The sequence below is a fragment of the Actinoplanes sp. NPDC024001 genome (assembly GCF_040638955.1).
In the GTDB taxonomy this organism is placed as follows: domain Bacteria; phylum Actinomycetota; class Actinomycetes; order Mycobacteriales; family Micromonosporaceae; genus Actinoplanes.
Map to the genome: position 1 here is coordinate 61040 of NZ_JBEZZB010000010.1, position 23362 is coordinate 84401.

Sequence of the window (23362 nt, forward strand, 5' to 3'; positions counted from 1 at the left end):
CTCATTGAGAGACCTCGATGGCTCTGCGAGGATGGCGCCATGACGACGGCGCGACGCCTGCTCTCGGCCCTGTCCGCGGCGGCACTGGCGATGACCGGGGCCCTCATTGCCACACCGGCGACCGGCGCGCCGCCCGGCGCCGATCCGGACACGCCGTGGCGGGCGCGGCACTGGCCGCAGACCCAGCCGTGGCAGGTCGACGAGGCGGCCACCACGCTGGGACGCCCGGGCGGCGCGCCGCAGCCGATCGACCCCCAGCGGTACGAGCTGCCGGACACGATGACCTGGTCGGACTACCGGCCGGTGCCGGGCACCGACTGGGCGAACCCGGCGGTGCGCGGCTCGGTGCGCAACTTCAACGGCGCGCTCGTGCTGGTCGACTATCCGAACCAGCCGTTCGTGGTCACCCGGCCGGCGAACTCCACGATCTACGGCAACCCGTCCGGCGTACAGAATCTGGAACGCTCGGCGGTTCCCGCGTTCTACCGGGACTTCCTCAACAAGCCGGGTGCGCTGAACCGGGGCCACACCATCCACGAGTACTGGATGGAGGACTCGAACGGGCGCTACGGCATCGAGTTGAGCGCGTTCGGCGTCTACCAGATGCCGGCCGAGAGCCACGAGTACGGCATCGAGAACTCCATGCAGCGCGGAATGGGGTGCCCCAGCGACGACCAGTGCGGGCGTGACCTGCGTACCGATGCTCGCGCCGCCTGGATCGCGGCGGTCGGCGAGGAAGAGGCGGCGGCGTACGACTTCGTGTTCTTCCTGTCGGCCGGCCAGGACGAGTCGGCCACCTGGCAGGAGTTCGGCCAGATGAAGTTCACCACCAGGGAGGACGTCACCGAGGAGTTCGGCCCGCCGGACGACGCGCTGCCGAACTGGAACGCGACGCGATACGTCGACTGGACCTCCTGGCAGGCCTCCTCCAACATCTGGCCGAACGCCACCCGCGGCAGCTCGCTGCAGGCGGAAAGCTCCGGCATGTCGACGTACGCGCACGAGTTCAGCCACATCCTCGGCATCGGCGACAACTACAACAATCCGTACGCCGTCCCGCCGCGCCGCGACTACAGCGGGCCGTGGGAGATGCTGAGCCGCGGCACGTTCAACGGTCCCGGTGGGCCGCACAGCCGCTGGCTGATCCCGGGCACCGCCGGGTCGTCGATGGGCGCCCAGCACATGCTGCGCAACAAGATGAAGCTCGGCATCGTCGACGACGCCGCGGTGCTGAAACTGTCCCGCGACGCGCTCGCCCGGTCCGGCGTCGTGGTGACGCGGGTGACGGCACGTGCGGTCGACCCCGCCGGGCGCCGGCTCGCCGGGATCAACGTGACCATGGACGGCGGTGACCGGAGCCCGGCCTGCGATCCGGCCACGGATCCGTACTGCGACGGCGGCGGATACGACAACTACACGCTCGAAGTGGTCGACCGGATGGGCTTCGACTCGTTCACCCCGGACTCCGGTGTGCTGCTGGCCAAGACGAAGGACGAGGACGACGCGCCGTACATCTGGACCGTCGACGCCAACCCGCAGGACATCGACAAGGTCGACTTCGTGCTGCCGGACGGCACGCCCCAGAAGATGACCATCGGCGACTACCGGCAGCTCTCCGACGCGCTGTTCCACGCCGGCACCGGGTCGGGCAGCCTCTTCGAGTACGCGGACACGGCGAACCGGCTGCACTTCTACGTCCTGGACCGGCAGCGGGATCGCAGGGGCGTGCTGTCGTACGAGGTGGCGGTGCGCTCGCTCGACGGGGCCGGACCGTCCGCCCGCGGGGTGAGGGCGTCCGCGGCGAAGGCCCGCACCGACGCTTCCGGCTGGGCGCGCTGCACGGTGCCGCTGCGCAACACGAGCCGGGCCGCCGACGTCTTCCGGGTCTCGGCGCCGGGTGCGGTGCTGCCCCGTACCGTGATCGGCGTGGCCGGCGGCCGCGCGTCCTCGGCGGAGGTCTACGTGAAGGGCGCTGCGAAGGTGGCGGTCACCATCACCTCGGAGAGCGATCCGGCGGCGACGGTCACCATCTCCTGCACGGTGCGACGGTGATGCCGCCGGTCTCGATCCGGTTCCTCGACGGGGACTCCGACGCCGGCACACTGCGGCAGCTCTACGACACGGTGATCGCGGCGAGCTTCCCGCCCGCCGAACGCGAGCCGTTCGAGAAGCTCCGGCGGGTGCTCGCCGCTGACGAGCTGCGCGGGGCGGTCGCGGTGACGCCGGACGGCGAGCCGGTGGGCGCGCTCTTCCTGGAGTGGTTCGCCGACATCCGGGCCGCGCTGCTCTGCTATTTCGCGGTCCGGCCCGACCGGCGCGGCCAGGGCATCGGCCGCCGGCTCGTCGCGGTCGCCGGGCCGCGATGGCGGGCGGAGCTCGAACCGCACGTGGTCCTCGCCGAGGCCGGCGACCCCCGCTTCTCCGATGCCGACTACGGCGACGGCGGTGCGCGGTTACGGCTGTACGAGGGGTTCGGCGCGCGCCGCCTGCCGATCCCCTACCTGATGCCGGAGCTGATGCCGGGTGCGGGACGCCTGCCCGGCCTGCTGCTCCTGGTCATCGAAGCCGCCGAGGCCGTGAGCCCGGCGCCGGACCGGATCCGGGGCGCGATCGTCGGGGACTTCCTGGTGCGCTACTTCGCCCGGATGGAGGGCGGGGCGGTGCGCGAAGGCGACAGCGCGCTGCGGCCGCTGCTGGCAGAATGCCGCGAGACCGACCACCTGCCGTTGGTGGCCCTTACTCGGGGGTGAACACGCCCTGATGGGCGTCAGGCTGAACGGGTTGCGGCGGCGCCTGATGGCGCCGGCCGTCACCGTGCTCGTGGCCGCGTCGGGGGTCACGGTGTGGGCGGCCGTGAACCCGGCGGATCGACGGCCCCCGGCGGCGCCGGGCAGCCCGAGTTCGCCGCAGGCCCGGCCCGCTTCCGCTCTCGCCGCGTCCGCGCCCTCCCGCCCCGTAGCGTCCGATACCGCGCAGGTGCCGGCCCCCGGCCTCGGTGCGCCCACGTCGGCGCCCCGGCCCGGCGCCCGATCGCCGGCGCCGGGCTTGCTGCCGCCCGGTGCGGCCCTCGATTCGCCGCCGGCCCGGCCCCGGAGAGACAGGTCTCCCGAGCCCGCCGCGCCACGCCCCTCGGGTGCGGGCATGTCGCTGGACGAGCTGCTGCGGCAGGGCGGACCGGTCCCGGACGGCGTCGCCAAGCAGTTGGGGGCCTTCAACGGTGGCATCCCGCAGGAGTGCCCCACCCCGGTGGAGCCGACCATGACGACCCCGGAGACCTCGCCGCCGGTCGTGCCCGCGGTCGCCGTCCCGGACCGGGTGCTGGTTCCGGGGTTCCTGACGGTGTGCCTGCCCGGCTTCCCCACCGCCGACGCGGTGACGTTCGTCGTCACGGACCCGGCCGGGCGGGCGTCGACCTTCCCGGTCCCGGCGGGCTGGGACACGAAGTACGGGGTGGACGTCTATCTGGGCGTCGGCCGCCCGCAGGGCCGCTACCGGATCCGGGCGACCCAGGGCGGGACGAGCGCGGAGGCGGAGTTCCCGGTGGAGCGGGTCACCCAGCCGGTGATCTGGATCCACCCGGACAGGGTCCGGGCCGGGTCGGCCGTTGAGGTGCAGTTGGGTGGCTTCCCATCCGGCGAACCGGCGACGCTGCACCTCTACTCGGCCGCGGACGGACCGATGATCCGCTACCGGGCGTCGGTCGACGTGCGCGTGAACCTCGTCGGTGAGGCGCAGCAGACGCTGCGCACCACCACCTCGACGGAGCCGGGCAAGTATTACCTGCACAGCCCGCTGCAGCGCGAGACGTCCGGGCCGCCCGGATCCATCACGGCCCCGAGCTTCCGCCTCCGCCGGTGACGGGGGCGCCAGGACCCATGTCAGGTGCTTTCCGAAACGTGCGCCCCGACCGGAACATGTCGTTCAACATCCGCATCTTGGCTTGATCCGGGCCCTCACGCATCGCCCATTCGTTGTCCGCCAGGAAATCCTTCCAAGCACCGCGTTCTCGCTCCATCAATGCCGCATTGTGCGAAGGCTTCTGGATCAGGCTGCGGTAACCCCACAACGCGCCGATGCCGAAGACCTCCTCGTCCCGCGTGGTGAAGCCCCACCCGGCGGGAAGCGTGGCGTCGGCGAATTGGAAGAGTTCGACATGAGACCACACCGGCCGGGCGTGGTCATTGAGGACAAGAAGACCGAGGTTCCCCTGCCTGGCAGCCATCGCATAGACCGCATAAGCGGCACCGACCGTCAGATCGAACCGGACGGACCCGGAGTCAGGCGAAATGCTGCGAACCGATGTCGGCAGGTCGCTGCCACGATTGCCGACACAGACGACCCGCATCACCATCGCTCATCAGCCCCAGGAATGAAGTCTTTCGGCTTGAGGTCGTCGACCGCGCCGGTCCCTCTCTGATATTGGTAATGGATGACGACGCCATCGATCGTCTGTTCCATTTTCACCCAGCCCGCGCTGCGCGGCCACCTCGAGTCCGTCTGCGGGACTCCCCAGAGCTCTTCACCGGCCTCCGGATTCTCCCGCACCTGGTGCATGTACTCCTCTTCCCACTCGGTGGGCTGCCGTCGTGCGGTGCTGCCACGCGACGGATTCTGCACCGGCCCCAATCTCGGTGTGGGGCCCGGCATGGCGCCGAAGTCGGAGACGATGTCGCCGTACTCGCCTACCTGGCGGGAGAGTTCAATGCACCGTTTGCCGCAGTCCGGGTCACGCATGTTGTTGAGGAGGTTGTCCTCCGTCGCGAGCTGGTCCCGCAGCGGCGCGCCGCACTGGACGTCGCCCTTCTCGCAGGCGGCCCGGATGGCCAGGACGTTCGCGTAGTACCAGTCGCCGGTCTCCTCGTAATAGCGCGCGTAGTACTTGTCCGCCGCGCGGGCCAGTTCGACCGGGTCGGGACCGTCGGTGTACTCGAAGCCGCCGATCTGGTTCTGGTAGCCCTTGCCGCGCCCGCTGACGTAGTCGCTGGGCAGGAACGGCTTGGGGATGCGGCGTTCGGCGTCCTGCTTGTTCGTCGGCGGTTTGCGGTCGTGCGCGTGGTCCGCCGCGGCGTGGTTGGTGTTCTGGACGGTGGTGCTCGTCGACGGGGGTGCGCCGGAACCGTCCCACATGCCGGTGTTGAACCACTGGTCGTCGGTGATCGGCTTGAGCCCGTCCGGATCGGACAGCGTGACCGGGCTGTTGTTGGCGTAGGAGTAGCCGTTCCACTGGTGCGGGTCGGCCAGGTCCATCAGCGGGTCGACCGAGATGAACCGGCCGGTGACGGCGTCGTACTCGCGGGCGCCGAGATGGACCAGGCCGGTCGGGTCGTTGTCGCCGCCGACGAAACCCTTCTCGGTCGGCCAGGACGACCGCGGGCCGCGCGCGCCGCCGTACGGATGCTGCCGCCGCACCGTGACCGCCTGGCTGGCGGCGTTCACCGCAACCTGCTGCGTGCCCTGCGTGTCGGAGTAGAGCCAGGTCAGGTTGGCCGCCGCTGATCCGCCCTTGCGGAACGCGACGGCCCCGCCGGCGAAGGAGTAGTAGCGCGTGCCGGTGACCGTCGTGCCTTCCTGGCGGATCTCCTGGCCGGGCAGGTAGAGCGTCCGGCCGGTGCCGTCCCGGCGGACGATGCGGGCGCCGTCGGCGTCGTAGACGTTGGTCTGCTCGGTCTTCCCGGCGGCCGCGACCGTCGCCAGCCGGCCCTCGGCGTCCCAGGAGAGGACCTGGCTGCCACTGCCGTTGCCGCAGTCGTTGCCGGCCGGGCCGGCCGGGCGGCAGACGGTGTTGCCGGTCGCGTCGTAGGTGTAGTCGTTGGTGACCGCCGCCTTCCCGGGCTCCGCCGTCGTCATCGCGGTGAGCGCGTGCGGGCGCACGGCGCCCGCGCCGCCGGCCGGCACCCGGTACGTCCGGGTGGTGTCCCCCGCCGCGGCGTGCGCCACCTCGCTGACCCGGCTGCCGGTCGAGTTGATCGTCCAGTCGGTCCAGTACGGCGCGGGCCCGCCCAGATCGGCCACCGCGGGCTCGTCGGCGCAGGTCACGCCCTGCCTGGGTGTCCAGGCGCGGGTGAGCTGGGCCAGCCGGTCGTAGCGGAAGCACTGCCGGTCGTCCGGCTCGGCGATCTCCGTGACGTTGCCGGCCGGGTCGTAGCGGTACTCGCGCTCCGAGACGCCCGCCGCGGTGGTGCGGGAGATCCGCCGGGTCGCCTCGTCGCGGTGCACCACGTCCTCCACCGCCGGGCTGCCCGCCACGCTGCGAACCGTTCCGTTGACCTCGCCGTACGCGGTGTGGCTCGCCGTCGCCAGCGTGCCCGCCGAGCCGGTGAGGCTGGTGTCGAGCCGGACCGGCAGCCCGGTGCTGTCGTGGTAGCCGACGGTCAGCTGCTCGGTCACCAGCCCGCTGCCCGGCGGGCCGGCGGGGAACGTCGTGGTCAGCGGCGCACCGGTCGCCGCGGCGTACCCGTAGCTGTAGACGTAGGTGCCGCTCAGGTCTCCCTCGGCGGCCGGAACGACATGGTTGACGCCGGTGGCCTGGTAGCGGGCGTCGAACTGGCGGACCTGCCAGCGGTAGGCGTTGGCGGAGCCGGCCGGCTCGTACCGGACTGACTCGGTCAGGTGGCCGCGGAAGCCGGCCTGGCCGCTGTAGAGGGTGTCGTACCGCCACTGCGCGCGCAGCGTTCCGGTGGCCGAGTCGTCGCGCATCTCGGTGCGGCGGCCGATCCGGTCGTAGCCGTACCAGATCGCCTCGTCCCGCGCGTCGGTGGTGGTGACCAGGTCACCGGCGTCGTTGTAGCTCTTGCGGGTCGCTCCCCGGTCCGGGTCGACGGTCCGCGTCTGGCGGCCGCGCATGTCGAACTGCGAGGTCCACTCGTTGCCGGCCGGGTCGATGACCGTGACCTGGTTGCCCTTGCGGTCGAACCGGTAGCGGGTCTCCTGGTAGGCGCCGGCGGCCGTGGTGTGCTGCCGCAGCGCGACCGTGCGGCCCTCGATGTCGGTGACCGTGGTCGTGACCACCCCGCCCGCCGGGGGTGTCGTCGTCAGGACGTCGCCCTCGTGGGTGGTCGTGGTGCGCCACTTCTCGACCAGGTTCTCCCGGCCGTCGCCGGACAGGAACACCTCGGCCTCGACCCGCGCGGCCAGGTCCAGGTGGGTGCGGGAGACCGCCGGCACCGACCACTCCGGCTCCTGCCACAGCGTCCCGGATGCCGCGCCCGGCTCGACGTGGGCGCCGTATGCGACGGTGGCCCGGCCGTACTGGTCGTGGATGGTGTCGGTGACGACGCGGTTGCCGTCGCCGGCCGCCGACGGCGCCTGCGTCTGCCTCGGCCGGAGCAGGGCATCCAGGATCTGGTACGAGGTGACCGCGGTGCCGCCGGCGTTCAGCGTCGCGGTCCGGACGTACGGATAACCGTCCCGTTCCGGCGCGTAGTGGTAGGTGTACTCGTCGGACGGCCGGTCCTCGTGTCCGGCGCGGTCCCAGCCGAGCCGCCACACCTTGGCGGTGCGCCCCAGCGGGTCGTAGGCCAGCTCACCGCTCACCCGGCCGTTCACGTCGACCGCCTTCACCGTCGATCCCCAGTACGGGTTGATCTCGCGCCGGGCGGTCCAGCCCGGCATCGGCCCGGTGGTGGTCACGGCGGTGACCGGCCCGCCGACCTGCGGTGTGTACGCGGTGGTGGTCACGTTGCCCCGGATGTCGGTAGCCGTGGCCACCCGCCCGTCCGGCCGGTAGGTGCTGCGCCCGACGGTGTGCCAGACCGTTCCGCTGCCCGGCGTCCAGTCCTTGAGCTGGTCGGTGCGGGTCACCGATCCGTACACCGGCGCGGTTGTGGGCGCGTCCGCGCCGTCGTAGAACAACCGCTCGTCGGAGATGACGTCGTCGGCGCTCGCCGGCGCTCGCCCGCACGGCAGCGCGGTGACCGTCGACTGCTGCAGGATCCGTGTGAGGTTCTTCGCGGCGTTGCGGTTGTACGCGTTGGTCGTGCACCGCTCGTCGCCGGCGACCGCGACGTCACCGTCCTGCTGGGTCCAGCTGACCGTGCCGTACGCCGGGTCGAGCTCGTTGACCTGCCGGGCCGTGCGCCAGCCGCGGCTGGCGTCCTTGCCCAGCGCGTGCGCGGTGTAGACCGCCCGGGTGCCGGTGAACCGGGCTTCCACGGCGCCGCGTGCGGCGGTCGGCTCGGACCGCCAGGGCACGTTCACCGTCTTGGAGACCGGCTTCGTCTCGGCCCCGTTGTAGACGACCTGCTCCCGAACCTGACCGGCGAACTGGTCCTCGTCGTGCACGGTCTCGTCACCGAGCGAGGCGGGTGAGGTGACCGTGCGGGTCCCGCCGGTAGGTGCGGCGCGGTCGCCGTGCATGCCGCGCAGGAAGTTCGTCACGGTCAGGGTCGTCGGGCCGGCCAGGCTGTCGCCGACCCGGGTCTTCACGGTGCCGTAGCCGCGCCACTGCGACCAGGTCCGCCGCTCCGGCCGGGTCACCCCGTCATCGTCGGCGTAGTGCCAGGCGGGCGTCCCGCCGTACTCGTACCAGGTGTGCACCGACCGTGCCTGCTTGCCGCCGGCCAACTGGACGTCGTCCTGCGACACGTGGTCGACCCGGTACTTGTGCCACCACTCGGTGATCAGCTTCTTGAGGGTCGGGTCGAGCGGGTCGGGCACCAGCACCGGATAGCAGCGCTTCGTGTTGGTGTGCGGGGCCGGCGTTCCGGTCGCGGTGCACTCCGCCGGGCTGTAGTCGACGTGGATGCGCGCACCGGTCTCGGTGACGATGTCGGAGATCCGCAGCCAATTGTGCGTGGTGCCGTTCGCGGTGAGCACCCGGTTGGCCTTGGAGACCGCGCCGAAGGTCACCGGCGGCAACGCGGCGGTCCCACCGACCAGCCCGGCGTGGTCGATCCGGTCCAGCCACAGCCCGGTGTGCGTGCTGTCCGCGCTGGCAGCGAACGTGTGGGTCAGCGTCCACTGCTCGACGTCCTGCCACGCCGGGGTCGCCTTGGTGGTGTCCCACACCCGGGTGGTGACCTTGGCGAGCCGTTTCGTGGTCCAGAACGTCGGCGCGTACTGCTGCGGACAGGAGTCACCCTTGCACTGCTGATCCCAGGGGGTGTCCTTCCAGTTGGCCTTGACCGGGGCCGCCTCGGTGCCGCAGTCGGCGATGCACCGCAGCGCGTTCTCGAAGAGCACCTGCGCGTGCGGGGTGGTCGACCGTTCGGCGCCCCGGTCATAGGTGCCGTAGTCGATCCTGGTCAGATAGCCGGCCCGGTCGTAGGACGTGTCGTCGGCGTCGGTCCCGTTGCGCGCGTACTTGTTGGTCTCCTTGCCGTACCAGTACGACATCGTGTTGCCGCGCACGTCGACCACGTAGTCGAGCTGCCACCGCCACGCCTGGGTGCAGTGCGAGGCGGCGAAATTGCCGCTCTTCCAGCAGGGCTCGTCGGGGTGGTTGCCGAAGACCGGCACGGTCAGCGTGCTGTTCGTCCGCTCGGTGTGCCCGGGCAGCGCGTTGAGCCCGAAGAAGTACTGGGTGCCGTCGGTGGTCGTCATCCTCCAGTACTCGCCGTCGCGGGCGCCGTTGTCCGCGCCGGTCAGCCGCTCGACGCGCGAGCCGTCCTCGCCCCGGAAGTGCCAGCCCTTGCCGGTCTGGTGCACCAGCTCGCCGCCACGGCCGTTCAGGCTGATCGTCGCGTTCTCCGACTTCCAGCACTGGTCGTTGGTCTGCTTGGTGTTGTTGGCGCCGTTGCCCATGTCGTCCCAGCACGGGCTGTAGCGGCGCTCCAGGAAGCCGGGCGTGTACTCGAAGCCCTCACCGATCATCGACGGCTGGTTGTTGGTGACCTCGGACCGGCCGTCCACCGACTGCGCCGAGTACGCCAGGGCGATCTCCGGCACCGGCCCGGTCGCCGGCGGAACCCGCAGCGGATACTTCCAGCTGAAGTCGCCGGAGCTGCCGCCGGCACTCCACGTGCCGGACGGCGCCAGCGAGGTCGCCGAGAAATCACCGTCGCCGCCGGACTCGGCCGCGGCCAGCACGACGTACGCGTTGCGGGCCGTGACCGGGGCGGCGGACCTGATCACACCGGCCGCGACGTCGTTGACGGCGCGCACCGGCGTCGACCGGCAGGCCGCGACGTCAGGCGTGGTGAGGGCGCAGGCCGGGACCTGCCACAGCCGCAGCCGGGAGGCCCACTCGCCGCCGAACGCGTAGCGGAAGCCGGAGTAGTTCACCGACACCGGGCCGGCGGCGCTGAGCGACATGACCAGCCGGTCGCGCCACTGCCCGGGCAGCGACGCCCGGTCCAGCACCCGGACGCTGACGCCCCTCGCCGAGGTGACCGACGCGGCGCCGGGCCACACCGGTTTCGGCGCGGGCTCGTACTGAACCCGGTTCTGGGCCCAGGCCTTGCCGGTCGTGACCGGGCCGCCGTCGGCGTCGACGCGCTCCGCCGGTGGCTTCAACCGTTCGGCGACCGCCGCCCTCGTCGATGCCGGAACACCGACCGGCAGGCTCAGGAGGAGGGCGGCAACCAGCGACGCCCGAGCAGCAGATAGAAAAGCGCGCGGCATGGAGCGGCCCTCCCCGTGTCCGGCCGGCTGATGCGGCCGCCTCGTTGGAGGGTCGCGACTGCGGCGCCGGTCCGGAACGGGCCGGCGCCGATCTTGCACAAAGGACAGGATTCCCGCAGGTCAGCGATTTGTGCACGGCGGGACGCCGCACAAAGCGCTACGTCAGCGGAAGCCGCCGGCGCCCTGGGCGGTCACCAGGCCGCTCTCGTACGCGGTGATCACCAGCTGGGCGCGGTCGCGGGCGGCGAGCTTGTGCAGCAGGCGCCCGATGTGGGTCTTCACCGTGCCCACGCCGAGGTGCAGGTGCTCGGCGATCTCGGTGTTGGAGAGCCCGCCGGCGATCAGCGTCAGCACCTCGCGTTCCCGCTCGGTGATCGTCTCCAGGCCGCGCGGCGTGCCGGCGGGGCGTTTGCCCGGCCGGGCGAAGGCGTCGATCAGTTTGCGGGTGACGCGGGGCGCGAGCAGCGCCTCGCCGGCGGCGACCAGCCGGATGCCGTTGAGCAACTCGGCGGCGGTGGCGTCCTTGACCAGGAAGCCGCTGGCGCCCGCCTGGAGTGCGGAGTACACGTACTCGTCGAGGTCGAACGTGGTCAGGATGAGCACCCGCACCGCGGCGGTCTCCGGGTCGCCGCAGATCTGGCGGGTGGCCTCGATCCCGTCCATCTCCGGCATCCGGACGTCCATGAGCACCACGTCGGGGCGGTGCTGCCGGGCCAGCCGGACCGCCTCGGCGCCGGTGCCGGCCTCGGCGACCGGGGTGAAGCCGGGCGACACGTCGAGCAGCGCCCGGAAACTCTCCCGCATCAGTGCGTGGTCGTCGGCGAGCAGGACACTGATGTCGGTCACGCGGGCTCCTCGGCTGCGGCGTACGGAATGGCAGCCGTGACCTGGAACCCGCCTTCCGGCCGGGTGTCCGTGGCGAGGCTGCCGCCGTACATGGTCACACGCTCGCGCATGCCGATCAGTCCCTGTCCCCCGCGGCGTTTGCGGGACGGTTGCCGGCCCCGCCCGTCGTCGGTCACCTCGACGTGCACCGTGCCGGCGCCGGCCCGCACCGTCACCGCGCACCGGCTCGCCGCCGCGTGTTTGATCACATTGGTCAGTGACTCCTGCACGATGCGGTAGACGGTGAGACCGACCGCGGTCGGCAGCTCCTCGGCGCCGCTGACCTCGAGGTCGATGCGCAGCCCGGTGGAGCTCAGCCGCTCGACGAGGTCGGGCAGGTCGGCCGGGCCGGGTGACGGGGTCAGCTCGGCCGCCGGGTCGTCGTCGTCGCGCAGCACGTCCAGCAGCCGGCGGATCTCGGTGAGCGCGGACCGGCTGGTCTTCTCGATCGTCAGCAGGGCCGCCTGGGTCTCCGCCGGCCGCTCCACGGCGATGTGGTTCGCCACGGTCGCCTTCACCGCGATCAGGCTCAGGCTGTGCCCGACGATGTCGTGCAGCTCGCGGGCGATCCGCAGCCGTTCGTCGGCGACCGCGTCGCGGGCGAGCCGGCGGGCGGACTCGGCCCGCAGGGCGCGCCGCCACCGGATCAGGCGGCCGCCGGCCCAGGCGGTGGCCAGGAGGACCACGACCAGGCCCAGTTCGACCTGCCACCACAGTGGCGCCTCGCTCTCCGGCGCGTCCGCGGAGGAGACGCCCGTGCGCAGGTAGAGCCAGGGAATCGTGACGCCTGGCGCGGCCAGCGCGCCGGCCAGCAGGAGCATGCCGGCGATCCGGCCGGTCGCGGTGGCCGCGCTGTAGAGCGCGAGCGCGACCGGAATCCAGGTCAGGAAGATCGCTCCGAAGCCGACGACCCCGGTGGCGGTGGCGATCGCGGCGGCCGCGGCCACCACGGCGAACACCGGCAGCGGCCATCGGCGGCGGACCACCAGTGGCACCGCCACGACCGCGGCGACCAGCCACGCCACCGCGGTGGGGCCGGTGTAGGCCGGGCCGGGCGGATCGAGCGTGGCCGAGGCGATCAGGTAGGTCATCAGGGCGGCGACGCCCCCGTCGATCAGCGTGCCGCGTACCCGTGTCACGCGCCCAAGCTATACGGGCGGGCCGGGCCGGCGCGTCTGACCCAGGTCATACCTCAGTTTCCGACCCTGGGCAGACGCCCGGAAACCCCGCATCCCGAGACCATGGTGTCCATGATCGAGCTACGAGAGCTGACCAAACGGTACGGGGCCACCACAGCCGTCGACCGGTTGTCGTTCGAGGTCCGTCCCGGCGTGGTGACCGGCTTCCTCGGGCCCAACGGGGCGGGCAAGTCCACCACGATGCGCATGATGCTCGGCCTGCACCGCCCGACCGCAGGTTTGGCTCTCATCGGCGGGCGCCGCTACGCCGAGATCCGCCACCCGCTGCACGAGGTCGGCGCGGTCCTCGACGCGGACGCCGCCCACCCGGGCCGCAGCGCCTTCACCCACCTCGCCTGCCTGGCCCGCGGCAACGGCATCGGCAAGGCACGGGTGACCGCGGTGCTGGAGCAGGTCGGCCTGGCCGGGGTGGCGCACAAGCGGGTCGGCGGCTTCTCGCTCGGCATGCGGCAGCGGCTCGGCATCGCCGGCGCCCTGCTCGGCGACCCGCCGGTGGTGCTGCTCGACGAGCCGGTCAACGGCCTGGACGCGGCCGGCATCCGGTGGATCCGCTCGACGCTGCGCTCGCTGGCCGCCCAGGGCCGGACGGTGCTGCTCTCCAGCCACCTGATGAGCGAGATGGCGGTCACCGTCGACCGGATCCTGATCATCGGCAAGGGCCGGCTGATCGAGGACACCTCGATCGCCGAGATGCGCACCCGGTTCGAGCGCGACGTGCTCGTCCGCACGCCCCGCCCCGCCGAGCTGACCGAGGTGCTGACCCGCCTCGGGGCCACGGTGACCCGCACCGAGGACGGCGACCTGATCGCGGTCGGTGTGGACGCGCCGGCCATCGGCGACGCCGCCGCCGGCGCGTCGATCGCCATCCACGGGCTGACGCCGCGCAGCGCCACGCTCGAGGACGTCTACCTGCAAATGACCAACGAGGCCGCCGAGTACAAGGCCACCGTCGCTGAGGAGAACCACCGATGACCGTCCTGCAGACCCGCGCCGTCCCCGCCGCCCCGGCCGTCTCCGTCCCCCGGTCGAGCGGGTTCCGCGACGCCGTCGCCGCCGAGTGGATGAAGGTGCGCACCCTCCGGTCGACCTGGGCGTTCCTGGCCGGCGGGGTGGCCGTGACCGCGCTGGGCGCGCTGATCCTGTTCATGCTGGTGCAGTCCTACGACGCGGCGACCCCGGCCGACCGGGCGAACTACGAGACCGCCGACCCGACCGTGGTGACGATGCCGTTCGTGATGTTCTTCGTCGGTGCGATCGGCGCCATGCTGATCACGAGTGAGTACACCACCCGCTCCATCGGTCCCGCGCTGCTGGCCGTACCGAATCGGCGCCTGCTGATGGGTGCCAAGGCGACCGTGGCCGGCCTGGTCGGCCTGGGTTGCGGCGCGTTGTTCGCGCTGCTCGCCTTCGCTGACGCCCGCCTGCTGCTCGGTGACCGGCCGAAGCCGATCAACCCGTGGCCGCAGTGGACCGACGCCATCCCGACCGTGCTCTGCGCGACGCTGATCGTGACCGTCACCTGCCTGGTGGCGATGGGTGTCGGCGCGGTCGTCCGGTCCACCGCTGCGGCCCTGACCACGCTCGGCGCGCTCGTCCTGGTGGCGCCGATCTTCGCCCACTTCCTGCCGACGGTGTGGCAGCTGCGGCTTGCGTCGGTCCTGCTGCCCAACCTCACCCCGCAACTGGCCGGCAGCCACCACCCCTACCTGCTCTCGCAGGGCGGCGCCGCGGCGGTCACCGCCGGATACGTGCTGATCGCCCTCATCGCCGGCGCGGTCAGCTTCAGCCGCCGCGACGCCTGATCCCGCCACCGACTCATCCCTGAAGGAGCGAGACCCATGACTACCCTTGCCGCCGCCGACCTCGTCACCACCCTCACCGGCATCGCCTTCTGGACCGTCCTGCTGGGCGCCTACGTCGCCCTGTTCATCGCCACCATCGTCAGCGTCCTGCGGGCGCCGCTGGACCAGCGGTCGCGCAACCGATGGATCTGGCTGGTCGTCCTCGCGCCCGGCATCGGCATCATCTGGTGGTTCGCCAAGGGCCGCCGCGACCCGTCCCCCAGTTGACCGCGCGGCGACCGTCGAGCCGATCCGCGGCCACGACGGCATCGGGCGAACCGGCCGGTGAGCGGGTGGCGTCACCGGCCCGGGACCGCCGGCAGGGCCAGGGCGAGTGCCCGGCCCCCGTCGAGAACCATCAGCCCGCGCTCGCTGAACTGTTCGAAAGCCTCCCGCACCGCGCCGGCCGGCACGTCCGCGCTGAGCTTCTCGCGGACGGCGGTGGCGGTGACCGGCCGATCGGCACAGGCCAGGTAGATCTCGGCGAGGGTGTCCTGGAAGGTGTAGGTGCCCTCGTGCCCGGGCCGCCGGCCGTCGTGGACCTGGAGGAAGCCGGGCGACGACCAGTAGGTCAGCGCCGGCGGCGGCCCGGCGGCCCAGGCGGTGGACCAGCCGGCGATCGCGGTGCGCAGCTCGTCGTAAGCGGCGTCCGGCAGCGGCGCGGGCTGCTCCCACTCGAAGAAGTAGGCGACCCGCTGCAGGTCGACCGAGCGCGGGTAGACGTACGAATAGCTGCTCTCCGGGTGGCGCACCGAGGTCTGGGTGTAGAGCGGGCTGAAGCGTTCCAGCCAGATCCGGCCGGCGGAGCCGGGCGGCTGCAGGTGCCGCAGATGCGGCACGATCGCCGCCTGGCCGGCGTAGTCCGGCGCGGTCTCGCCGGGGAAGCCCCACAGCACGTTCCAGGCGACGTCGATGCCGTAGTAGCGGGCCCAGCGCAGCAGGTTGATGTTGCGGGCCGCGGTCGTGCCCTTGTTCATCAGGCCCAGGACGTGGGAGCTGAGCGACTCCAGTCCCGGCTGCAGGCGGGTGACCCCGGCCCGGGCGAGCATCCTGAGCTGGGCCCGGGTCAGCATCGCCGTGGACTCGTAGAAGATCTCGTAGCCGGCGCCGTCCTCGATCAGCCGGGGGAACACCTCCCGCAGGTAGCGCATGTCCAGGATGTTGTCGACGGCCTCGAAACGGAAGCTGCGGTACTGCCGCGTCTGGTGGGCCAGTTCGTCCAGCAGCCGCTGCGGCGACTTCGCCCGGAACCGCATGGTCGCGCCGTTGAGGCCGCAGAACGTGCAGTGGTGGCGCTGCCCCCACCAGCAGCCGCGGGCCGACTCGAACGGGATCCACACCGCGCGGTGCGCCGCGCGCCGCAGCAGGCCGAGCTGTTCGGCGCGGGTGAAGTACTCGCTGTAGTCCGGCGGCGGCAGCTCGTCCAGCACGGCCGGTGCGGCGGGCGGGTTCACCACGACCCGCTCCCCGGCCCGGTGAGCCAGGCCGGGGACGGTTGCCAGGTCCCCGCCATCGGCGAGCGCGGTCAGCAGCGCCGGCAGCGCGCGCTCCCCCTCGCCGATGATCGCGGCGTCCACGGCGTCGACGCCGCGCAGGAGTTCGGGGCCCATCTCGTCGTCGAAGTTGGCCCCACCGACCACCACGAACAGGTGCGGGAAGCGGCGCTTGAGCCGGCGGGCCAGGGCGAAGGACGCGGCGTTCTGCTGGAAGGTCGAGCTGAAGCCGACCACGCCCGCCTCCTGCCACGGTACGGCTTCCAGCAGGCCGTCCAGGAAGGCCGGCACCGCGTGGCGGCGCAGATCGAGCAGTGTTTCGCCGGACTCCCCCAGGTAGCCGAGGTCGTCCGCGAAACGGGCGGGGAACCGGCCCCGCGGGTCGGGTGCGGCGGCGCCGAACGCCTCGACGGAGAACAGCCACTCCCCGATCAACGGGCCGCGGTGCTCCGCCAGCAGCCCGTACCGTTCGGCGCCCAGCTGGGCGGCGAGGTCGAGGTTCGCGTGCAGCGTGCGGGCCGCGAAACCGTGCGCCCGTGCCACCGCCGCGAGCAGGCCCAGCTGGATCGACGGCCGGTCCGCGGCCATGAACGGCATCGACACGAGCACGACCGGACCGGCGGCCGCCGGCATGTCAGTGCCGGCCGATGCGCATCAGCCTCGTCACGCGGTCGACCTTCACACCGCTGGCCACGGCCTCGGCCGACTCGAACCTCTCCGGGGTGAACGCCCCGGCGAACTGGGCGTGGAACGACGGCACCGGGTCCACGTCGACGACGAGCGACTCGTTCGCCTGGTCGATGGCGGCGGTGCCGAGCGCCACGATCGCCGTCAACAGGGCCCGTTGCGCGTCCGGCAGCTCCAGCCGGTCGAGAGCCTCCGCCAGGCCCCGCACGTCGTCGTCGCTGATCTGCACCTCGGCCATCGTGGACCTCCGCTCGTGTGTCCCGCCCGGTTCAGCTTGAAGGCAGCGGACCGGGCGAGGCAAGGCGCGTGTCAGTCAACTTGGCGCGGACCTTCTCGGCGTCCGGATGGCCGAGGCGGTCCAGGATCCGTACCGATCGCTGCCAGGCCTCGCGTGCGGCCTCCGCCTCGCCCGCGTCCCGGTGGGCGTCGCCGAGGGCGGCCAGCACCTCCGCCTCGCTGTAGCTGTCCTCGAACTCCCGGTAGAGCCGCACGGCGTCGCGGTAGCAGGCCACCGCGTCGGCGTGCCGGCCGAGGTGGTGATGGATGAAGCCGAGACTGTCCAGGGTCTCCGCCTCCCCGAACCGGTCGCCGATCTCCCGCTGCAGGTCGAGCGCCTGCCGGCAGTGGTCGAGCGCGCCGGGGTGGTCGCCGAGCACGGCGTGGAACCAGCCGATCGCGTTCAGCGCCCGCGCCTGCCCGGCCCGGTGCCCGGTGTCGCGGTAGATCGCCAGCGCCCGTTCGGCGTGCGGCAGCGCCTCCCGGTGCCGGGCCTGCCGGTCCAGCATCCAGGCGTGATGGCGGTGCACGTGCGCCTGCCCGGTCCGGTCCCCGGTGTCCTGGAACAGCCGCAGCGCCTGCTGCAGGTGCACCTGCGCGTCGGCGTACCGGCCCAGCCGGACGAACGCGCACCCCAGGTAGCGGTGGGCGAACGCCTGCCGGGCCGGGTCACCCATCCGCCGCGCCGCGGCCACCGCCGCGCCCAGCACGTCCACCGCGTCGTGCAGGTGCCCCTGGCCGCTGAAGAAGTGGGTGAGCCCGGCGGCGATCTGCCAGACCTGGCGATCGAAACCGGTCGTCTGGCCCACCACCGCGAGCAGCACCGGGAACTCGGTGTTCAACCACCCCAGAGCCTGAGCACGATCGTCCGGCAGGTCGGTCGCCTGCGGTCGCGACGGCCTTGCGGCCGCATCCTCGTGGTACGGGCTGAGCAGCGCGTCCGCGTGGTCCACACGCTCGATGTAGTGGTGCAGCAACCGGCGGCGGGCGGCGGCACGTTCGGCCCGCGTCTCGTGCGTCTCGGTCAGCTCCCTGGCGTACGCGCGCAGCAGATCGTGGAAGGAGAACCGGCCCGGGGTGCGCTGCCAGACGAGGTGGGCGTGGGCCAACTCGCGCAGCAGCGACCGCGCCGCCGGCACCGGGACGCCGGCCAGGCGGGCCGCCGCCGACCGCCCGATGTCCGGGCCGGGATGCAGGCCCAGCAGCCGGAACAGCCGCGCCGCCGGCGGTGTCAGCTGCCCGTACGACCAGGAGAACGCGACGCGGGCATCGGTCGCCGCGTCCTCGTCGGACAGCTCGTCCAGCCGGCTGCGGGCCTTGCCGAGCTCGCCGGCGAGCACCGACAGCGCGAACGTCGGGTAGGTCGCCGCCCGCGCGCCCACCACGGCCAGCGCGAGCGGAAGCCTCGCGCACAACGTGATGATCTCGTTCATCCCGGCCGGGTCCGCCGCGGCCCGCTCCCGGCCGACCCGGTGCGCCAGCATCTCGAACGCCTCGGCCGCGGTGGGCAGGTCGAGCGTCAGCGGGTACGCGCCGTCGGCCACCAGCCCGGAGAGACGGTCCCGGCTGGTGATCACCGTGAGGCAGCCGGGAGTGCCCGGGATCAGCGGGCGCACCTGCCCGGCGTCCCGGGCGTTGTCGATCACCACGAGCAGCCGCCGGTCCGCCGCCAGGCTGCGGTACAGGCCGAGCTGCGCCTCGAAACCGGCCGGGACGGCGTCCGGCGCCATGCCCAGGGCGGTGAGGAAACCCCGCAGCGCGGCCTCGGGCCCCACCGGGGAGCCGGCCGGGCCGTAGCCGCGCAGGTCGATGTGCAGTTGTCCCCCGTCGAACCGGCCGGCGACCCGGTGCGCCCAGTGCAGCAGCAGTGCGGTCTTGCCGACGCCGGCCGTACCCGAGACCACGCCGACTGCCGGGCCGCCGGCGTCGGCGGCGGCGAGGAAGTCGTCGAGCCGCGCCAGCTCCCGTTCCCGCCCGCTGAACGGGCGCGGCGGCGCGGGCAACTGGCGCGGCAGCGGATGGTCCCGGCGGTGCGCCCGGGCCGTCGCGGGCGCGGCCACCGCCGGATCCTGGGTGAGGATGGCCGACTCCAGCCGGCGCAGCTCGGCGGACGGGTCCAGGCCCAGTTCGTCGGCCAGGGCGCTGCGCAGTTCCTGGTAGACGGCGAGCGCGTCGGCCTGCCGCCCGCACCGGTAGAGCGCCAGCATGCGCCGGCCCCACAGCGACTCGCGCAGCGGGCTCTCCCGGCACAGGCGGTCGAGCTCGCCGATCAGCCCGGCGTGCCGCCCGCAGGCCAGTTCCGCGTCGACCCAGCTCTCCGTGGTGGTCATCCGGTCCTCGGCCAGCCGCACCGCCTCACCGGCCAGCCGCCCGTCGTCCGACTCGGCCAGCCGCGGCCCCCGCCACAGCGCCAGCGCCGCGCTCAACGCGGCAGCGGCCTCGGCCGGCGCACCGGCGGCGAGCCGTTCCCGGCCGTCGGCCGCGAGAGCACGGAACCGGTCGTGGTCGACGTCGACCTCGTCCGCGACGAGCAGATAGCCCGGTGGCCGGGTGACGATGACGGTGCCGCAGCCGGCCGCGGCCAGGGTCTTGCGCAGGCGGGAGACCAGGACGCGGACCGAGACGCCCGCCGACTCGGGCGGATCGTCGGCCCAGAGCGCGGCGACCAGGTCGGTGGTGGACACCACCCGGCCCGGGCTGAGCGCCAGCACGGTGACGATCACGCGTTCCTTCGCCGCGCTGATCGGCACCGGGCGGCTGTCGAACTCCAGCTCCAGGGGGCCCAGCAGGCGAACCACCAGAGGCATTCGCCCACCGTACGTCGCAGGGCCGGTGCCGAGACATCGGGTGAAAGCAGCATCCCGCCGCGGCATGTGCCGCGGCGGGATGCCGAATCAGCCGAACGGGTTCCGCTCCACCCGGTAGGTCAGCGTGTAGTGCGCGTCGTCCCAGTTGAAGACCGCGGTCCGCACACCGGTGCCGGCCTGCGCCTCGCTGACCTCGTGCACGCCGAGCGCGTCGTCCGAGTCCGGCCAGTCCTCGTCGAACAGCGCCAGGTGCGAGAGCCCGTTGACCGGCAGGACGTGGCCGCGCAGATCGCGGGTCTGCCCCTGAGCGATGGCGTGGCCGTCCTCGCCGCCCCAGACCCGGCCGCCGTTGAAGACCAGGTAGATCTCGTCGTTGCCGTTGTCCTCGGTGCGGTGGCAGATCAGATCCATGAGTTGCACCAGGCTTGCCATGATTTCCTCCCACGGTGGTCAGGTCCGGCGGGGTCCCGCCGTGCTTGCTCTACGTCGAAGGCTCAGCCACCCCGGTAACGCCGCTGTTGCGCCCCGGTAGCGCGGCAGCCGTCACGATGCGCACGCTTTGTCGACGACCCTCTGGTACCGGCGCCGGCTGCAGGATGCCGAAGCGCATGCGTAGCGCGGGCTTCACCCCTCCTCGGCGAAGACGACCTCGCGCCGCCGGCGGATTGCCGGGAAGGCGGCGATGGCGAGCGCCACCGCTGTCAGGAGGAGCAGGGTTGCGGAGATCGGGCGGGTCAGGAAGACCGTGGGATCGCCGCGGGAGATGATCAGGGCTCGCCGGAGGTTTTCCTCCAGCAGGGGGCCCAGGACGAAACCCAGCAGCAGCGGCGCGGGCTCGCAGCCGCATTTGATCAGGACGTAGCCGAGGATGCCGAAGAAGGCGATCGCGTAGACGTCGAACGCGTTGAAGCCCAGCGAGTACGTGCCGATCACCGCGAACAGCACGATCATCGGGAACAGCACCTGGTACGGGATGCGCAGCATCCGCACCCAGATGCCGATCAGCGGCAGGTTCAGCAGCACCAGCAGCACGTTGCCGATCCACATCGAGGCGATCAGGCCCCAGACCAGAGCCGGCTCGTCGGTGATGACGTTCGGGCCGGGGGTGATGCCGTGCACGATGAACGCGCCGACCATCAACGCCATCACCGGGTGGGCGGGCAGGCCGAGGGTGAGCAGCGGGATGAACGACGTCTGCGCGGCCGCGTTGTTGGCCGACTCGGGGCCGGCCACACCTTCGATCGCGCCGTGGCCGAACTCCGCCCGTCGTTTCGAGATGCGCTTCTCCACGGCGTACGAGGTGAAGGAGGCCAGGACGTGCCCGCCGCCGGGCAGCACGCCGAGCGCGGCGCCGAGGCCGGTGCCGCGGGTGATCGGGCCGATGATGCGGCGGCGGTCCTCCGCGGTCGGCCAGAGGTGGGTCACCGCGCCGAGCAGCGCGGGGCGGTCCCGCTCGTTCTCCAGGTTGCGCAGGATCTCGGCGATGCCGAACATGCCGACGGCGACGGAGACGAAGTCGATGCCGCCGTAGAGTTCGCGCTGGCCGAGGACGAATCGCGGGGTGCCGGTGTAGATGTCCTGCCCGACGGTGCCGAGCAGGATCCCGAGCGCGATCATCGCCAGGGCCTTGAGCGCGGAGCCGCGGGCCAGCGCGATCGACACGATCAAACCGAACAGTACGAGCGCGAAGTAGTCGGCCGGCCCGAATTTCAGCGCGACGTCGGCCAGCGGCGGGGCGGCCACCGCGAGTACGACGGTGGCGACCGTGCCCGCGGCGAACGAGCCGATCGCCGCGGTGGCCAGCGCCGGTCCCGCCCTGCCCTGGCGGGCCATCTCGTGGCCGTCGAGCGCGGTCACCGCGGCCGACGACTCGCCGGGCAGGTTGATCAGGATGGCCGTGGTGGAGCCGCCGTACTGCGCGCCGTAGTAGATGCCGGCCAGCATGATCAGCGCGGTCACCGGTTCGAAGTTGAACGTGATCGGCAGCAGCATCGCCACGGTCGCGGTCGGCCCGATGCCGGGCAGCACCCCGACCGCCGTGCCCAGCAGCACGCCCACGAAGCAGTAGAGGACGTTCTGGAGCAGCAGCGCGGTCGAGAAGCCCAGAACGAGGTTGTCGAAGAGGTCCATCACCAGCCCCACAGCGGGAGCCGCAGTTGGAGCCCGACGATGAAGATGAGAGTGGCGGCCACGGTCAGGCCGACCGCCACGGCCACCGCGGTGAGCGGCCGCACGCGTCTGCTCGCCAGCGCGGTGAGCAGGGCCGTCACCAGCGACGTGGGCACGAACCCGAGGCGCCGGACGAAGTAGCCGAAGAAGACGACCGCCGCCACGATCAGGACGATGGCCCGCCACGGTACGGAACCGAACGTGATGTCCTCACCCGCGACCAGCCCCTTGACCACGATGGCCAGGCCTAGCAGGGTCACGATCGCCCCGACCAGCAGCGGGAAGTAGCCGGGTCCCATCCGCAGCGGGGTCCCCCGGTCGTAGCCGAGGGACCCCACCACGAACACGCCTCCGATCAGGACGAAGATTCCCCCGGCCAGCACGTCCGGGAGAGACCGCCGACGCTGCATTCAGGAGGCCTTGACGCCGGCGTCGGAGATGACCTTCGCCCAGGTCGTGATCTGCTCCTCCAGGTGCGCGCGGTGCGCCTCCGGGGTCGCGTCCGCGGCCGCGACCGGCGCGGTGCCGAGCTTGGCCATCTGGTCGATGACCGCCTGGTCGGCGAGGGCCGTCTTCAGCGCCTCGGAGAGTTTCTGCACGATCTCCGGCGGGGTGCCGGCCGGCGCGTAGAGGCCGTGCCAGACGCTGACCTGCAGCTGCGGCATCCCGGCCTCGGTCGTCGTCGGCACGTCGGGCAGGCTCTTCACCCGTTCCGGGGTGGTCACCGCGTACGCCTTCACCTTGCCCGCGGTGATCTGGCCGGTGGTGTTGGTGGTCTGGTCGCACATGAAGTCGACCTGGCCGCCGACCAGATCGGTCAGCGCCGGGCCGGTGCCCTGGTAGGGCACCTCCTGCAGCTTGACGCCGGCGGCCGACTGGAACAGCAGGCCGCACAGGTGCGACGCGGCGCCGATGCCGGCGTTGGCCAGGGTGACCTTGTCCGAGTTCGCCTTCACGTACGTCGTCAGGCCGGCCAGGTCGGCGGGCGCGAAGTCCTTGCGCGCGACGACCGTCATCGGCACCTCGGTGACCAGCCCGATGGTCGCGAAGTCCTCGAGCGGCTGGTAGCTGAGGTCCTTGTACAGCGCGGGCGCCGTGGACATGCCGATGTGGTGCATGAGCACGGTGTAGCCGTCCGGCTCGGCCTGCGCGACCTGGCCGGCCGCGACCGTGCCGCCGGCGCCCTCGACGTTCTGCACGACGATCTTGCCGCCCAGCGCCTTGGCCATCGGGTCGGCGATCATCCGGGTCACGGTGTCGGTCGGCCCGCCGGCGCTGAACGGCACGACGAAGGTGATGTTCTGGTCCGGGTATCCGCCGGCGTCGCCACCCTCGGTGCCGCCGTCGCCCGAACAGGCGGCGACGAGGGAGACGACAGCGAGAACGGTGATCATCCACGGTCTGCGGCTCGTGCTCATGTCCTGACCTCCTTGCTGGAACCGGCG

General features: G+C 72.2%; 17 protein-coding genes. 6 read left to right on the forward strand and 11 right to left on the reverse strand.

Translation table 11 applies throughout. The features are described from left to right. The first annotated feature begins 39 nt into the window (after nt 1-39). The 3 genes from AB0F81_RS06295 to AB0F81_RS06305 all read left to right on the forward strand — a co-directional run bounded on the left by AB0F81_RS06295 (nt 40) and on the right by AB0F81_RS06305 (nt 3858). Nucleotides 40-2052, forward strand: a complete 2013-nt coding sequence (locus AB0F81_RS06295) for a M6 family metalloprotease domain-containing protein (RefSeq protein WP_360191833.1) — start codon at nt 40-42, stop codon at nt 2050-2052. After that, a complete protein-coding gene (locus AB0F81_RS06300) occupies nt 2052-2750 on the forward strand; it encodes a GNAT family N-acetyltransferase (protein ID WP_360191932.1) in 699 nt (232 codons plus the stop codon). Before AB0F81_RS06295 ends, AB0F81_RS06300 begins: the two co-directional genes overlap by 1 nt. A gap of 391 nt (nt 2751-3141) precedes the next feature. Further along, nucleotides 3142-3858, forward strand: a complete 717-nt coding sequence (locus tag AB0F81_RS06305; RefSeq protein WP_360191836.1) for a hypothetical protein — start codon at nt 3142-3144, stop codon at nt 3856-3858. Here AB0F81_RS06305 and AB0F81_RS06310 read toward each other — a convergent pair. The 4 genes from AB0F81_RS06310 to AB0F81_RS06325 form a co-directional block, all read right to left on the reverse strand. Beyond that, nucleotides 3827-4351 carry a hypothetical protein gene (locus AB0F81_RS06310; protein WP_360191839.1) on the reverse strand — a complete coding sequence of 175 codons (525 nt, stop codon included), beginning with the start codon at nt 4349-4351 and terminating at the stop codon, nt 3827-3829. The two genes, AB0F81_RS06305 and AB0F81_RS06310, sit on opposite strands and share 32 nt — an antisense overlap. Beyond that, complete coding sequence (locus tag AB0F81_RS06315) at nt 4345-10560, reverse strand: RHS repeat-associated core domain-containing protein (RefSeq protein WP_360191842.1); 6216 nt, start codon at nt 10558-10560, stop codon at nt 4345-4347. Before AB0F81_RS06315 ends, AB0F81_RS06310 begins: the two co-directional genes overlap by 7 nt. A gap of 162 nt (nt 10561-10722) precedes the next feature. Continuing rightward, the gene (locus tag AB0F81_RS06320) at nt 10723-11406 is read right to left on the reverse strand and encodes a response regulator transcription factor (protein WP_360191845.1); all 684 of its coding nucleotides are present in this window, start codon (nt 11404-11406) and stop codon (nt 10723-10725) included. Then, entirely contained in the window at nt 11403-12584 is a 1182-nt protein-coding gene (locus AB0F81_RS06325) for a sensor histidine kinase (RefSeq protein WP_360191848.1), read from the reverse strand. The genes AB0F81_RS06320 and AB0F81_RS06325 overlap by 4 nt, the downstream gene beginning before the upstream one ends. Nucleotides 12585-12695: 111 nt before the next feature. On the opposite strand from AB0F81_RS06325, the gene AB0F81_RS06330 reads away from it, so the two are divergent. Genes AB0F81_RS06330 through AB0F81_RS06340 form a run of 3 tightly spaced genes read left to right on the forward strand, consistent with a single transcriptional unit; the run spans nt 12696 to nt 14713 of the window. Beyond that, the gene (locus AB0F81_RS06330; RefSeq protein WP_360191851.1) at nt 12696-13616 is read left to right on the forward strand and encodes an ATP-binding cassette domain-containing protein; all 921 of its coding nucleotides are present in this window, start codon (nt 12696-12698) and stop codon (nt 13614-13616) included. Beyond that, nucleotides 13613-14446, forward strand: coding sequence for an ABC transporter permease (locus AB0F81_RS06335; protein ID WP_360191854.1), 834 nt, complete (start codon nt 13613-13615; stop codon nt 14444-14446). Before AB0F81_RS06330 ends, AB0F81_RS06335 begins: the two co-directional genes overlap by 4 nt. A 36-nt stretch (nt 14447-14482) precedes the next feature. Further along, nucleotides 14483-14713 (forward strand): hypothetical protein, encoded by a 231-nt coding sequence (locus tag AB0F81_RS06340; RefSeq protein ID WP_360191857.1) that lies wholly within the window; start codon nt 14483-14485, stop codon nt 14711-14713. A gap of 71 nt (nt 14714-14784) precedes the next feature. Here the strand turns inward: AB0F81_RS06340 and AB0F81_RS06345 are convergent, their stop codons facing one another. The 7 genes from AB0F81_RS06345 to AB0F81_RS06375 form a co-directional block, all read right to left on the reverse strand. Then, entirely contained in the window at nt 14785-16581 is a 1797-nt protein-coding gene (locus AB0F81_RS06345) for a RiPP maturation radical SAM C-methyltransferase (RefSeq protein WP_360191860.1), read from the reverse strand. A gap of 31 nt (nt 16582-16612) precedes the next feature. Then, nucleotides 16613-16903: a hypothetical protein gene (locus AB0F81_RS06350; RefSeq protein ID WP_360191863.1), complete on the reverse strand. Its 291-nt coding sequence runs from the start codon at nt 16901-16903 to the stop codon at nt 16613-16615. Between the two features lie 31 nt (nt 16904-16934). Further along, the gene (locus tag AB0F81_RS06355) at nt 16935-19748 is read right to left on the reverse strand and encodes a BTAD domain-containing putative transcriptional regulator (protein ID WP_360191866.1); all 2814 of its coding nucleotides are present in this window, start codon (nt 19746-19748) and stop codon (nt 16935-16937) included. An 87-nt stretch (nt 19749-19835) separates the two neighbouring features. Next, nucleotides 19836-20180 (reverse strand): hypothetical protein, encoded by a 345-nt coding sequence (locus tag AB0F81_RS06360; RefSeq protein ID WP_360191869.1) that lies wholly within the window; start codon nt 20178-20180, stop codon nt 19836-19838. Between the two features lie 192 nt (nt 20181-20372). Continuing rightward, nucleotides 20373-21878 (reverse strand): tripartite tricarboxylate transporter permease, encoded by a 1506-nt coding sequence (locus AB0F81_RS06365; protein ID WP_360191872.1) that lies wholly within the window; start codon nt 21876-21878, stop codon nt 20373-20375. Continuing rightward, nucleotides 21878-22327: a tripartite tricarboxylate transporter TctB family protein gene (locus tag AB0F81_RS06370; protein ID WP_360191875.1), complete on the reverse strand. Its 450-nt coding sequence runs from the start codon at nt 22325-22327 to the stop codon at nt 21878-21880. The genes AB0F81_RS06365 and AB0F81_RS06370 overlap by 1 nt, the downstream gene beginning before the upstream one ends. Continuing rightward, nucleotides 22328-23335, reverse strand: coding sequence for a tripartite tricarboxylate transporter substrate-binding protein (locus AB0F81_RS06375; RefSeq protein WP_360191878.1), 1008 nt, complete (start codon nt 23333-23335; stop codon nt 22328-22330). Between the last annotated feature and the right edge of the window lie 27 nt (nt 23336-23362).

What these genes read in the sequence shown, in the direction of transcription:
- AB0F81_RS06295 (WP_360191833.1), top strand. Translation starts at nt 40, where the DNA reads ATGACGACGGCGCGACGCCTGCTCTCGGCCCTGTCCGCGGCGGCACTG.
- AB0F81_RS06300 (WP_360191932.1), top strand. Translation starts at nt 2,052, where the DNA reads ATGCCGCCGGTCTCGATCCGGTTCCTCGACGGGGACTCCGACGCCGGC.
- AB0F81_RS06305 (WP_360191836.1), top strand. Translation starts at nt 3,142, where the DNA reads ATGTCGCTGGACGAGCTGCTGCGGCAGGGCGGACCGGTCCCGGACGGC.
- AB0F81_RS06310 (WP_360191839.1), bottom strand. Translation starts at nt 4,351, where the DNA reads ATGGTGATGCGGGTCGTCTGTGTCGGCAATCGTGGCAGCGACCTGCCG.
- AB0F81_RS06315 (WP_360191842.1), bottom strand. Translation starts at nt 10,560, where the DNA reads ATGCCGCGCGCTTTTCTATCTGCTGCTCGGGCGTCGCTGGTTGCCGCC.
- AB0F81_RS06330 (WP_360191851.1), top strand. Translation starts at nt 12,696, where the DNA reads ATGATCGAGCTACGAGAGCTGACCAAACGGTACGGGGCCACCACAGCC.
- AB0F81_RS06335 (WP_360191854.1), top strand. Translation starts at nt 13,613, where the DNA reads ATGACCGTCCTGCAGACCCGCGCCGTCCCCGCCGCCCCGGCCGTCTCC.
- AB0F81_RS06340 (WP_360191857.1), top strand. Translation starts at nt 14,483, where the DNA reads ATGACTACCCTTGCCGCCGCCGACCTCGTCACCACCCTCACCGGCATC.
- AB0F81_RS06350 (WP_360191863.1), bottom strand. Translation starts at nt 16,903, where the DNA reads ATGGCCGAGGTGCAGATCAGCGACGACGACGTGCGGGGCCTGGCGGAG.
- AB0F81_RS06355 (WP_360191866.1), bottom strand. Translation starts at nt 19,748, where the DNA reads ATGCCTCTGGTGGTTCGCCTGCTGGGCCCCCTGGAGCTGGAGTTCGAC.
- AB0F81_RS06360 (WP_360191869.1), bottom strand. Translation starts at nt 20,180, where the DNA reads ATGGCAAGCCTGGTGCAACTCATGGATCTGATCTGCCACCGCACCGAG.
- AB0F81_RS06365 (WP_360191872.1), bottom strand. Translation starts at nt 21,878, where the DNA reads ATGGACCTCTTCGACAACCTCGTTCTGGGCTTCTCGACCGCGCTGCTG.
- AB0F81_RS06370 (WP_360191875.1), bottom strand. Translation starts at nt 22,327, where the DNA reads ATGCAGCGTCGGCGGTCTCTCCCGGACGTGCTGGCCGGGGGAATCTTC.
- AB0F81_RS06375 (WP_360191878.1), bottom strand. Translation starts at nt 23,335, where the DNA reads ATGAGCACGAGCCGCAGACCGTGGATGATCACCGTTCTCGCTGTCGTC.